This is a genomic window from Alicyclobacillus hesperidum, from assembly GCF_900107035.1.
Classification (GTDB): Bacteria; Bacillota; Bacilli; order Alicyclobacillales; family Alicyclobacillaceae; genus Alicyclobacillus; species Alicyclobacillus hesperidum.
Window position 1 is genome coordinate 1 of sequence record NZ_FNOJ01000031.1, and the last position, 11,952, is coordinate 11,952.

The following is an 11,952-nucleotide window of genomic DNA, read 5'->3' on the forward strand; positions in this document are numbered from 1 at the left end:
CTTGCGGTCCTCCTCAAGCCATTCCCGAATGAGCGGCTTGAACGGATCCAACTTGGATGGCTTGTCCACGCTGTGCGATGGCCTCCTCTCCCCGAATGTTTCCATAGCCATGTACTTACTGACGGTCTTACGGTCAATCCCCAATCGTTCCGCAATCGCCACCGGGCCGAGCCCCCTGGTTTGCAGATCCTTGATCATCTCAACTCGCTCCATCTTCAACATCTCCCCGGCCCCCTCTCGTCCCAAGTAACAGGGTAGAGAGAGGTTCTCCACAAATCCATCCCCCGACGATAATCATGGGGAATTTCACACGATTTTTCCGGGGAAGTGACGTTGACGATTCGGGGTATTTTTACTCTACGTTAAACACACAATGAAGTGATCCAAAAGGCGATGATGACCCTCATCCATCAGGCAGAACAGGCAGAACGGCAAGCGCGATGGGAAGACGCCCTGGAGATGTGGGAGTCAGCGCACAATTTGTGTGAGGCATACCACTTCACCACATGGGATTTCCATATTAACGCCCACCGGGGTATCACCTTGGTGAACTTGGAACGTTACCAGTGCGCTGTCGAAACGCTTCTCCCTCTTGTAGTGGACCCACGACTGCATGACAACCGAGACGTGGCTTATGACATTTTGCGTGGTTTGGCGTTGAGCACCCGGCAGTTGGGCCAGTTAAAGATGTCGGAGACGTTTTTCAGGCTCATTCTGCATCTACTCGGGCCTTCAGATAAGCGTTGGATTCGGACCCACATCAACTTGGCAAGCATCTATGAACTCTTGGGTGAACACGACCAGGCGATTCGACATTATGTCACTGCGGCAGAGACCGCGCGACGCATGGGGAATGCGGAGCTTGAAGCGTGGGCGCTCATCGGGTGGACAACCGCGGAGATGAGTTCGGGAGTGACAGAGCACGTGTCGCTGTTGTTAGACAGGGCTCATGATCTAGCCGATTCTCAGCGGGATGAATACCTGTTGTACGCAGTTAGGCATAACAGATTGGTGCTCAAGCGAATTCAACGGGATGCCGATGCATTCCTTCGTGATTACGCAGTTCTATTCAACGAAGTGTCCAGCGATGAATGGAAAGCTCGATTGCTCGAAGAGAAAATCAAGTGGTCCCTAGCTGATCAGAACTGGGATGACGCAGAAACTTGTTTGCACGAGGCCTTAGAGCTTCCCGTGACGACTCCGATTCGAGCCGAACTCTTCATGTTGGGAGGTGAACTCTACAAGCAACGTGGGAAATGGGTTCAAGCCGAGACATACTGGTTGCAAGCTGTAGAAGCATTACGGGCTTGCGGAAGTGAATTGGCCAATCACGTATTACGCGAGCTTCAACGGCTTCCTAGAGAGTAGTAGTACCGTATCCGGTCTTCACTGAGAGGAGGTGAGATGAAGTGAAGACGCTCGTGTTGTGTGGATGCCTAATTGTTGCAACCATGTTGGGATTGACCACGCTGAAACCAGCGGATGGCGTCATTCCACCAATTTTAAATTCCGCATCATCTCATATTTGAGCCTTTTGTTGAGAGAAAGAAAATGGTATCCAGCAAACCACTTTCAAGGGGGCGAAGTCCAACGTGTATGTTCGACAAGCGTGGGGCACGATGGGGTACCGAATGACGTATTGGGGCGTCCATAACGCCTGGCTCAAGTTTCGCTGTCCCCATGCGACAGGACATGTCGATTGCCCGCTTGGCATGGCTGCCTGTTCCGCGTCGAATTACGGTATGGTCGTGAAGAAGCACATCGATGAGGACGTCCGTCGATACGCGAATCCACATCGCGGCTCTCGGACATGGAAGATGCTTTACGATGAACGGACCGCGGTGGAACGCTGCTTTTCACGGCTGAAAGAGCAGCTCATGCTTGACGACCTGCATGTGCGGGGTATCGAGAAGGTCACAGCGCATGCGTACATCAACGCCAGTGTACTGTTGGCATCTGCTCTGGCGATGCACCGGACGAATCGTCTCGAGCAGGTGGCTTAACCTGATGCTTCGAACGAACACCACTGAAGGGGCGTGATCTATCCACACAAGAGAAAAGGATTTTTGTGGAATGCGTTATCTCGCAAGAGAAGTGTTTGTCGTTTTCACCTGCGATGGAATCAGTCATTCTGCAAAAGGCTCAAAATAGAAAGCGAGGTATTACAATGAAATCAACACGGTTTCTCATCGCTAGTGCTTGTGTTTTTGGTTTGACTGGCGGTTTTGCAGAAACATCATTGGCAGCGTCAAATTCTATGGAACAGAATTACCACTATGTAAATTCAGCTTCGAAAGTCACAGACATTGTGTCAATGCCAACTCTGCCATATCCGTTACAAGCCCAATCGGGCATGGCATATCAACCAGCACCTAAAGCGGAAAGTCCTTTAACAACGGTTACAGGTCCAGGGGGCGTAGCTAAGTTAAATGTTCTAACGTCCGCGAAGGAGCTAGCATGGAGTGTCACTCCATATGGTATGATTTCATCGTGGGATTTTCAAGGAACGATTACTATAGATGTTCTTGATCCCCAGACACGCCAGTATGTCTATGACGATACAATCTATGTTTCAGGTTCAGGAGTTCCTGGAGGTAGCACTGGTGGCAATGTGAGTATCGCCAATTATCCAACTGGACTTAGCTATACAGCTACACTCAATGGGACTGCAACCGATATTATCGGAGACACGGATACTGTTTTGCCCGGATGTCAAGTATCATGGTATTTCACCAATTGATAACTAAGTATGGTGAGTTACATGGATCTATCTACGACCACAATTCTCTTTCCTGCTAGTCTCAACTTTATTGTTTACGCATGGTCCGTATATTATGACACGAACAAAAATCAACCACCTATCGAGTCGCAAGTTTCAGGTATATGGCCATTAGAAGAGCGGTTCATTAAGTTGGAGGAGGTCTGGAACTCGCAAGTAAATGAGATAGGACAAACAGGGGTATCAATACATGAAGGTCATTGTTTGGAAAATCCAGCACATCACTTTCGAGCTCTCTTTATGCCAGGTACGGAGGGTGATCAGGCGTTTTACACTTCGTGGAAATTCTTCTTCGAATGGTGGAGCTATGCCCGAACTGCGTACGATTTAGCCATCACGCCATTTCTTGATGAAATTCGTCTGAAATACAACTCGAACAATGAATCGTTAACCTTGCTCATTCTCTATGATGAACCATACTCTGCGTTGCGACGCGATTTCGTTGGTGGAATTGCTGTCCCTTTTGAGGAGCTTGTTCGGAACCACAAACACTTATAAAGCATATAGAGGCTATTGATTTTTACTAATATGCACATGTATATCGATCATGTTTATGGCCTAAACATGGCACGTTTTTTCATCCATCACGCGCTATCCTTTCTGCAATAGGAGGCGCGTGATGGATGAATACGCGGTGCATCGAAATTCGCTGTGGTGGTGCTTGGCATCGCCTGACGTATGAGGATTTGTGCTCGTCCGACGTTCAATCACTACTCGACGAATGCTACGCACTCGGAGTCGAAGTGCTTTGTCTCTGCAACCCTGAACACCCCGTCCCCATGCACCTGCGCCGTGTCCGCATCCGCCCTCCGACGTACACCCTTGTGACCAATCCTTATGGCGCCCATCACCCGGACTGTCCGCGGTTTCGCTTATCTCGTCATCCAAGCGCGTATCATGACGAACCTGAAACCCGACCCACCATAGAACCCGCGTTGCGAGCGGGCCCACCAGAACGGTTTTCGCATAGGAGGATATTTGTGCCCACCTTAGAGCAACTGAACGACGCACAACGGGAAGCTGCAACACACAAAAACGGTCCTTGCATGGTCGTCGCTGCGGCCGGTTCAGGAAAGACTGCCATGCTCATCGCGCGCATCCAGTACCTCATCAACCAGGGCGTAAGACCTGGGGACATCCTCGCGTGCACGTTTACTCGCAAGGCCGCGCAGGAGATGACCGACCGTCTGCTTGCCGCTGTGGGCGAGCGGGGAAAGGCCGTGACCATCGGGACGATTCATTCGGTCGCATATCGCATGGTCACACCGGAACTCGGGGAGGACTGGCGCGTGCTGTCGGACCCCACGTGGATGATCGAGCGCGTGCTGGAGGAGCCAAGTGGCAAGAATCCGCACGGCGTCGGGCCCGCGATGAAGCTAGGTGAGGCCGTCTCCGCCATCGCCAAGGCCAAGGCAGACGCGCTTGGATCGCACCAGGTGTCGGACCCTTTGGCCAAAGTCTACGCGGCGTATGAGACGCTTAAGGCCGAGCGCAAGTCCCTGGACTTCGAGGACATGATCCTCCACGCGATTCGCCGATTTCGTACCGACAAAGCGTTCGCTAAGCGATGGCGTCAGCGTTGGCGATACGTCATGGTGGACGAATTTCAGGACACGAACACGGCGCAGTGGCTGTTCTTGTTGGAACTCGTCAAGGCGCACAATAACCTATTCGTCGTGGGAGATGATTGGCAATCGATTTATGGCTTTCGCGGAGCACAACCCGGTCTCATGAACGAGTTTTTGCGTCGGTTTCCCGAAGCGAAAAAAGTCTTTCTGGAATGCAACTATCGCTCACATGATCTTATCGTCGATTTAGGCAGTCGCATTATCAACCTAAACGCTGGCCACCAAATTCCGAAACGTGTTACCGCCCATCGAGACATGTCCCAGGACGCTATCACGCAAATCGTGACAGTGCATAGTGATACAGAGGAGGCGCGCTTTGTTGCAAGCGAACTGACGCGCTTGCGTAACGAGTTGGGTATGACGTGGAACGACTTTGCGGTGTTGTATCGCACCAATATCCAGTCCCGACTGTTTGAAGAAGCCCTCGCCGACCAGGACATCCCATACCACGTCGTCGGGGACAAGCACTTCTACGAGTCGCCGGACGTAAAAATCATTCTGGACTACCTGCGGACGACACAGGACACGTCCGATCCGACCGTATGGGGGCACTTGCTCAATCGTCCCAAGCGCTATATCCCTATCGACGTCGTGCACGAGGTTCAACACGGAGGATGGGAGGCGGTGGTCGCGCACCCCAAATGTCGTGCCTTTGTGACAACCATCGACACGCTTCGCTGTATAGAGGAACCTGCCAAAGCGATACAATGGTTGGTAGACAAGCATCCCGGCCTAGTACGCCAACAAGACGAGGATGAGCCCATCAAGTGGGTGGATTCGCTCATCGCTTCGGCGTCCAGGTACAAGACCGTCTCGTCGTTTTTGCGTTTCGTGGATTGGATCATCGAGAAGTCGAAAGAGCCGAAGGACGAGGCTGTGCAACTCATGACCATCCACAAAGCCAAGGGCTTGGAATGGACGACAGTGTTCGTCGCCGGCCTTGCAGAGGGTCTTCTACCGCACAAAAAATCGCTCAAGGGCGAGGAATTGCGCGAGGAAACACGCCTGTGTTACGTCGCGATCACGCGTGCACGCGAGAATCTATATCTCCTGTCGGCCAAATGGTATGGCGACAAAGAACGGGAGTTGTCGAGGTTCATCACGACATTACAAGGTTCATGAAAGGGGAGAACGGATATGTGGACATGGCTCGTCGTTGGAGGTGCAATCTTGGGCATTGTCGCACTGAATATCGTGTTTCGCGAGAAAACGAAGGTATTGGAACAACGGTTTCACCGATAAGTTGGCGTAAACTTGGCCAACGAGGATGCATTCGCCGTGCTATGCTCAAGTCAACACACGAATCTATCACTGAGGAGGATACACAGATGAATAAACGTGATTTAATTCAAAAAACCGCTGATAAGACCGGATTCACCAAAAAGGAATGCGAAGCCGTCTTGAACGCACTGTTTGAGACCATCACAGAAACCATCGAATCCGGTGAGAAAGTGCAAATCATCGGCTTTGGCACGTTCGAGTCACGTGAACGTGCCGCTCGTACCGCGCGCAATCCAAGAACAGGTGAGATGGTCACCGTACCAGCACGTCGCATGCCAGCCTTCAAACCGGGCGCAGACCTGAAACAGGCCGTCGTGCAGGCGTAATCACCGCACAGGGGCGTCCCTGTGCTGACCGCGCGACACAGTGGTTTCGTGTCGTCAGCAGAGGGACGCCGAGCGATGGGGAGGATAGAGCCATGGCGATTCAACTTCGTCCGTATCAGCAAACAGCCGTCGACGCGTTTTTTCAGGCGCTTGCCGATGGGCGCAAACGTCAACTCGTCGTCCTTCCGACGGGCGCGGGTAAGACCATTGTCTTTGGCAGCGTTGCGAGACGCTTTCACGAGGAGGTGTCGAGAGACAAGCCGATTCTCGTCATCGCGCATCGCACGGAACTACTCGACCAAGCGGAGCAGAAAATCCGCTATGTGTGGCCGGAGGCGTTCATTGGTCGTATCCAGGGTGCGCGCAATGAACAGCTTGGTGATGTGTTGCTGGCCTCCACGCAAACGCTTGTCGCGGGGCGACGAATACCTCAGCCGGGTCTCATCATCTATGACGAGTGCCATCACAGCCGCGCAGAGGGCGCGCTTGGTGTATTGGAGCGCTTGGGTGTGTTTGAGTCGGATGGCCCGCCGTTGCTTGGCGTAACCGCGACACCTTCACGTTCAGATCGAACGGAGTTGGGCGACATCTTCGAACACCTGACGTACGAGCGCACGATTCTCGACATGATCATGGACGGATACCTGTCGGATGTGCGCGGCGTCAAGGTCGAGGTCCCAGGTCTGAATCTTGGCGCGATTCGCACGGTCGGCGGCGACTACAACGCCAAGGACTTGTCCTACGTCATGAACATTGAAGAGGCGTTGGACGCCGTGGTGGACGCGGTTCTCACGCACGCACCAGACCGCAAGACACTTGTATTCGCCGTGGATGTCAAGCATGCTCGCGCCCTGGCCGAGCGGTTTCAGAAGCGTGGCATCGCCTGCGCCGCCGTAGACGGGGCTATGAAAGCGGAAGAACGAGCTGCAATCCTCCAAGCGTTCTCGGAAGAACGCCTGCGCGTGCTTGTCAACTGCCAGATTCTCACCGAAGGCTACGATCAACCAGACGTAGACTGTGTGGTGATTGCGCGGCCAACACGTTCCCAAGCGCTCTATGTGCAGATGGTCGGGCGTGCATTGCGCCTGCATCCTGCCAAATCCGACGCGCTGGTGCTCGACCTCTCGGGCGCGAGCGACGATAAATCGTTGCAGACATTCGCCCGTCTGATGCGAACACAGAGAAAAAAGGCTGTGGGAGTACAGGTGGTGGAAGAGCAGGACATAGCGGACGACATTCCGATAGAGGAAGGCGAATCCGTTGGCGAATGGCTTACACGGATGGCCCAAAAACGAGAAAAAGCCGCGCAAGTGGCGCAAGCGATCAACCTGTTCGCCAACCGGAGTCGGTATCGTTGGCAGCAGATCAAAGAGACCTTCGCAATTTCCTATGGTGACAACGGATGGGCATACCTGTTCCGCGACGGGGACGAGTTTTGGCCAGTGCTCGAACTGCGTAACGAGAAGTTTATACCCTTGCATGAACGTGCACTGCCGCTCGAATATGCACAAGGAATTGTGGAGGGTTTTCTTGCGCTGATTGAGTCGAAAGTTATCGACAAAGAGGCCGACTGGCGCCAAGCGCCCATGTCGCCACGCCAGAAATACGTGCTCGATAAGTACCGAATCAAGTACGACGATACGTGGACACGCGGGATGGCGGCGGACGCACTTGGGCAAAAGTTCGCGGCCAAACGTGTTAAGGTGCTGCAAAAGAACTTCAACGCGCAAAAATGGCGGTCTGCATTGGCTGAACCGCATGGAAGGGCATGGCTGGAACAGAGGCTCATGGCCTTGCGCGTGCACGCGCAGGCACGGGCACGGGTGGCACAGACGAGTTAAGAACATCCAAAATGGAGCCTTTGCAGGAGCACAAGCCATGAGTCAGCAGGCTGTCATTGAGGATAAAGAAGAACTTCTTTCTATCTCTAGAGAATAAAATGGTAGATACAAACCATCCTAAGCTGGAGCGGTTAATACAAGATACATCTCTCAGCGGAGCATAAGAACCAAGAGCGCACGACGCTAAAGTTGTCTACAGTGAACGTCTACGTCGAGGAAATGACGATCTCGTTAAATGGAGAACTTCTATCCTCCATGGTTCTTTCCCAGGAAACTAAATCTTCTATTTCCTTAATAGAACTTAAAATAGACATTGACACATAAAAATCAAGATTTACAATAGAATTGTACCCATAAATCATCCTTATTTGGGAGGCATCACAATGAAAAGGTCGTTTTTAGGTGCCTACACTATGACTACCATGTTGTTGGCTGGTTATTCAACGGTCTTTGCAGCTACAACGTCAGGTCCCTCGACTGCTCCCGTTTTGAATGGAGTTTCTACTACTCCTCCAGGAGAAACTAGTTCGATGCCTATCGCAATAACTCCATTTGCAACAACACCGCCCGACATGTATTGGAATTTGAGCGCAGACCCTTACAATGGCTCTTTTCAAGACGTCTCCAATGCGACAGGTATATACACTAACTATTATTTCTCGCCGAATGCCGCCGGTGAGATTTCAATGAATGATGATGTTATAAGTGATGGAGGTTCACCTACAAACTATAATTTGTATCTATGGGATTACACAACTGGTCAAGAAATATACGGGGCAACAATTCCCCTCGGTAGTAATAGTTTCGAGTGGACAGGTCTTAATCCAAACGACTTCTATTATATAGAATGGAAGGCAAATGGAAACTACAACTATATTGGAGGAACGTTCTCAGTACATTACTGAACCGAGCAAGATGGTTACGATTGAGGCATTGTAGAATTCTACAGTGCCTCAAATGATTTTTATAAATTATCCCATTAACACTACTTCCGTAGCCGAATTTTCTAGGATACAGGAGGGCTTGATTTGTTAACTATATTACCTATCGCTATTGTTTCAATGTTGTTATACATTCCTTTATCTATATTCATTGGTATTAAAAAAAGAGTCTCACTTTTGCATCAAGCTATACCATTTGTCTTTTTTGTCTATTTACTCATAGTCATTAAAATCACTTTGTTCCCCATATCGTTTCATAATTTAGGTAATCCTCCAGAAAACAATTTAATACCTTTCAAGACTATTACAACTATCATAGCGGCACATTCGTTATCGTATGATTTATACAATATAGGCGGGAACATAGCCTTATTCATCCCATTTGGTTTTTTATGGCCTCTCGTATTTAGGAACAAAAGTAAATTCCTTAAAGTTTTATTATATGGATTCTTTTTATCTTTATTATCCGAATCTGGCAAGTTCATAATTTCGTGTATTTTAGGGTTTACATATAGGGATTTTGATGTTGATGACCTAATACTCAATACATTCGGTGTGATTTTAGGCTACTTTTTTTTACGACTTGTATTTCGCCTGCAACATTTAAGAAGTTCGACTACATTGAAAACATGGTATGTAGCCTCTCCTATCGTTATTTTGGTACTTATAGGTTCGTTGTGGGGATACGAATATGTGTCACACTCTACGCCTCAAAGGGCCCAACAAAGCTACGATGCAAATGTATTGCCTTTGGTAGTGGCGCCTGTCTCAAAAGATGCTGTCGTGATAATTACTTCAACAGATCCACGCAAAACCGACATAACAGGCTATGTGGCAGAGTATTGGCGATATATTAAATTGTTGGGGTGGCGCCTTCAGGAAATATCACTCAATCCAATTCAAAATTCAGTTGGTACAAAAGAATATAGTGTATCTTTTATTCAATTGTCTAAAGGTACATTTGCTTGGGGGATAGCTTCCACCCCCCAAATAAGAAACATCACATATCGCCATGGCGGTCAAGTCTACCTAACCCATGTTCACAACAATGGATTTTGGTATATGGTTTTACCACTACAACAGAACCTGGTATCACACTCCAACTGGTCTGTTGAATTTAAGAATGGGAGTATTATGGCTTTATCGTAAACTCGAGATTGTAGCGCATATAGCCAAATAAAAACGGGGCTTCCAGCGAAGAGAAGCCCCGAACCTGAGTCCCGGCGGAAGGGCTGGTTCTCCAGCCGCACCCTTCCACTTTGATATTATAAGCATAACACACCTGCACAAAACCCACAATGCGCCAAGATTCCCTTTCCGCCATGCGTAGGATCAATGCCGCATTCCTGAAGCACCTGACGGATGACTTCCACGTGTTCGTCCAACTCCTCCAAGCGCACCGTCCAACCTGTGCGATCGCCCATCAAAATGGAACGTTCCATTCGCTCCACCAAATGTACGAGTTCCAAAGTGTCCATCCGTCGATAGGTGGAAAAGAGCTCTGCTACTCGATCTTGTTGTCTCCGGCGGCTGAGCTCGCGCTACTCCCGCCGGCGTTTAACGGACTGGATGAGTCATGGAATCTCGGTCCGCACGAGCTTGTCGGCCGATCCAAATGTCAGGCGTCCACCGCGCTCTGTCGCGCGAAAAGTGCTCACCTATGGTTTGCGCGGGTTCGTGCCCGTCTTGAGTCTTGTGGTTTCTTGTGCGGGCACGGGAAACAGGTTGCGGAGAAGTGCATCGTGAGCTTCCGCCAATACTTCTGTGCTCAAAGGCGGCTGTGACTAGTTTACACAGCGGGGTCGATCCCCCAAAAAATCAATAGCCTTTCTGTCCTGCTTAATGGGATCGTGCACCTTGAACGCCGCGAAGTAAACACGAGAATCGATATTTTCATGTTCCTCTTGTGCCCAACCGGGTATGGCGGTTTACACATGATATCGGACACTACTGTTTAGCGCATGAGGAACAGTAAACCTTTACCATGCCTTGTCACCTTCAATTGGTTTATCAGACGTCTGGGGGTCTTATTCTGTCACGCTCGCTACCTCAAACGGCGATGACCGTTCGTTCTCCGAGATAGATAGACACACAAACACACCCGGACCGACGCGTGTAAACACGCTCATCCGAATGTGTTTCGAATCTGGCCGAAAACTATCGTGTAATCTCCATTGCGAGCCCTATCCATGAAGATACGATGACCACAGCCATGAACGTTAGAAAAAACAGTCCAATGCGTTTCCGGACTTTGCCGCGAAGACGAAGAAGGCCGATTACGTTAAAACAAACGATTCCTACAATGTTGAGGAGTAGAAAATCTATGCTACATTACCTCCCATGTTGAATGGTACACCACCCGCCCAGTTTATCCAATCGCCATAGCCATTATCGTAGCTATCTAACATCGCTGTGCTAAATCCGTAAATCCCCGCATAAAGACCTGCGACAACTGAAAGAACATCAACTCCCGGAACAGGAGCTAAAGCGGCACCATCAAGGCTCGCGCCAGAGGCAACCAGTGTGGCGTCCTTAATGAGATTTCTTGTCGTTTTTTCATTGTACACTTGTTGATCCCCCCACCAATAGTCAAACTCGGCGGTTTGAGGCGACGAACTAGTGAACCAGCTAGCTGGTAAGCCATCTGTGGAAGCAGCCATCGCAGAACTTAACGATGCCGCTTGCGACATTGATGAGACTAGGCCGGCTAAATGCGTAAGTGGATTGACCTCGTGATTCAGAACTAGACTGTTGTAGTTGCTGATACCGTTCAAGACGAAGGATTGTTCTTGGCTCGTCAGATTCAACTGAGAGAGAGTTGATGAAGCGATGCTTAGCGTGCCATTTGCCGACGTCTTAATGTAAGGATTGGTGTTAGGCTGAAATAGTGGACACAACGAATCGAGAATGTAAGAATAAGGAGATTCGGGGTGAGCTACATGACACAGAAATACGATAAAGAATTCAAACTTCATGCAGTTCAATTGGATTTGGAGAGTGGGAAGCCGGCGAGCCAGGTAGCTCGGGAACTGGGCGTATCGCAAAAGACGTTGTATGGCTGGATGGCGAAGTATAAGGAGGATCCTGCTACCCCGTTCGTTGGTAGCGGAAACCTCAAGCCTGAGGCGAAGGCCTTGCGGGATCTCGAGCGGGAAA

General features: G+C 50.1%; 11 protein-coding genes and 2 pseudogenes. 10 read left to right on the plus strand and 3 right to left on the minus strand.

The window, feature by feature from the left end; genetic code table 11:
• Positions 1-222 (minus strand): annotated as a pseudogene (locus BLU70_RS13710) (IS21 family transposase); the annotation flags it as partial.
• 171 nt (positions 223-393) lie between these two features.
• Between BLU70_RS13710 and BLU70_RS13715 the strand changes: the two are divergent.
• From BLU70_RS13715 to BLU70_RS13750, 9 genes and pseudogenes are all read left to right on the plus strand, one after another.
• The gene (locus BLU70_RS13715) at positions 394-1,368 is read left to right on the plus strand and encodes a tetratricopeptide repeat protein (RefSeq protein ID WP_074693878.1); all 975 of its coding nucleotides are present in this window, start codon (positions 394-396) and stop codon (positions 1,366-1,368) included.
• A gap of 248 nt (positions 1,369-1,616) precedes the next feature.
• A pseudogene (locus tag BLU70_RS13720) lies at positions 1,617-2,003 on the plus strand (transposase); the annotation flags it as partial.
• A 164-nt stretch (positions 2,004-2,167) separates the two neighbouring features.
• On the plus strand, positions 2,168-2,740 hold the full coding sequence (locus tag BLU70_RS14465; protein WP_143027551.1) for a hypothetical protein: 573 nt from the start codon (positions 2,168-2,170) through the stop codon (positions 2,738-2,740).
• Between the two features lie 243 nt (positions 2,741-2,983).
• A complete protein-coding gene (locus BLU70_RS14470) occupies positions 2,984-3,277 on the plus strand; it encodes a hypothetical protein (protein WP_143027552.1) in 294 nt (97 codons plus the stop codon).
• A gap of 125 nt (positions 3,278-3,402) precedes the next feature.
• Positions 3,403-5,529 (plus strand): ATP-dependent helicase, encoded by a 2,127-nt coding sequence (locus BLU70_RS13730; protein WP_074693883.1) that lies wholly within the window; start codon positions 3,403-3,405, stop codon positions 5,527-5,529.
• A gap of 206 nt (positions 5,530-5,735) precedes the next feature.
• The gene (locus BLU70_RS13735; protein ID WP_074693886.1) at positions 5,736-6,014 is read left to right on the plus strand and encodes an HU family DNA-binding protein; all 279 of its coding nucleotides are present in this window, start codon (positions 5,736-5,738) and stop codon (positions 6,012-6,014) included.
• 92 nt (positions 6,015-6,106) lie between these two features.
• Positions 6,107-7,855, plus strand: coding sequence for a DEAD/DEAH box helicase (locus BLU70_RS13740; protein WP_074693888.1), 1,749 nt, complete (start codon positions 6,107-6,109; stop codon positions 7,853-7,855).
• Positions 7,856-8,238: 383 nt separating this feature from the next.
• Positions 8,239-8,760, plus strand: a complete 522-nt coding sequence (locus BLU70_RS13745) for a hypothetical protein (RefSeq protein WP_143027553.1) — start codon at positions 8,239-8,241, stop codon at positions 8,758-8,760.
• A 123-nt stretch (positions 8,761-8,883) separates the two neighbouring features.
• Positions 8,884-9,945: a VanZ family protein gene (locus BLU70_RS13750; protein WP_074693893.1), complete on the plus strand. Its 1,062-nt coding sequence runs from the start codon at positions 8,884-8,886 to the stop codon at positions 9,943-9,945.
• Between the two features lie 116 nt (positions 9,946-10,061).
• Here BLU70_RS13750 and BLU70_RS14805 read toward each other — a convergent pair whose 3' ends face one another.
• Together BLU70_RS14805 and BLU70_RS13760 are read right to left on the minus strand one after the other, a co-directional pair.
• A complete protein-coding gene (locus BLU70_RS14805) occupies positions 10,062-10,238 on the minus strand; it encodes a hypothetical protein (protein ID WP_244885235.1) in 177 nt (58 codons plus the stop codon).
• A gap of 879 nt (positions 10,239-11,117) precedes the next feature.
• Positions 11,118-11,363 carry a hypothetical protein gene (locus BLU70_RS13760; protein WP_074693894.1) on the minus strand — a complete coding sequence of 82 codons (246 nt, stop codon included), beginning with the start codon at positions 11,361-11,363 and terminating at the stop codon, positions 11,118-11,120.
• 372 nt (positions 11,364-11,735) lie between these two features.
• Between BLU70_RS13760 and BLU70_RS13765 the strand changes: the two genes are divergently transcribed.
• The coding region (locus tag BLU70_RS13765) for a transposase (RefSeq protein WP_244885236.1) at positions 11,736-11,952 on the plus strand (217 nt) is incomplete at its 3' end.